A 531-nucleotide genomic window follows, 5' to 3' on the forward strand; every position below is an offset into this window, starting at 1 on the left:
ACGGGTGCTGCGTCCGAAGGTGGACGCGGCCTGGCACCTGCACGAGGCGACCAAGGACCTCGACCTCACCGCCTTCGTGGTGTTCTCGTCGGTGGCGGGGACGTTCGGCAGTGCCGGGCAGTCGGCTTATGCGGCCGGTAACGCGTTCCTGGACGGTCTGGTGCGTCGTCGTCGTGCGCTGGGGCTGCCGGCGGTGTCGCTGGTGTGGGGCCCGTGGTCGCAGGACGCGGGCATGACGCAGGCGCTGTCGGAGACCGACCGTCGCCGCATCACCCGCTCCGGTCTTCCTCCGCTGACGGCGGAGCAGGGCGTCGCCCTGTTCGACGCCGCACTGGCCGGCGGTGAACCCGTCGTCCTGCCCGTGCGCCTCGACCTGGCAGCCCTTCGTGCCGAGGAAGAAGTGCCCGCTCTCCTGCGTGGTCTGGTGCGGGTGCGTGTGCGGCGGTCGGTTGCCGGTGGTTCGGTGGCGGTGGCTGGTCTGGTGCGGCGGTTGGAGGGGCTGGGCCGGGACGAGCGGCGTGAGGTGCTGCT

1 protein-coding gene is annotated in these 531 nt (G+C 72.1%); it reads left to right on the forward strand.

The genetic code is table 11. The annotated features are described in order from the left end of the window. Positions 1 to 531, forward strand: a 531-nt coding sequence (locus B7767_RS44235) for a KR domain-containing protein (RefSeq protein WP_143653075.1), incomplete at both ends; no start/stop codon positions are given.

Origin of the sequence: Streptomyces sp. 13-12-16 (genome assembly GCF_002114215.1) — a bacterium.
Taxonomy (GTDB): domain Bacteria; phylum Actinomycetota; class Actinomycetes; order Streptomycetales; family Streptomycetaceae; genus Streptomyces.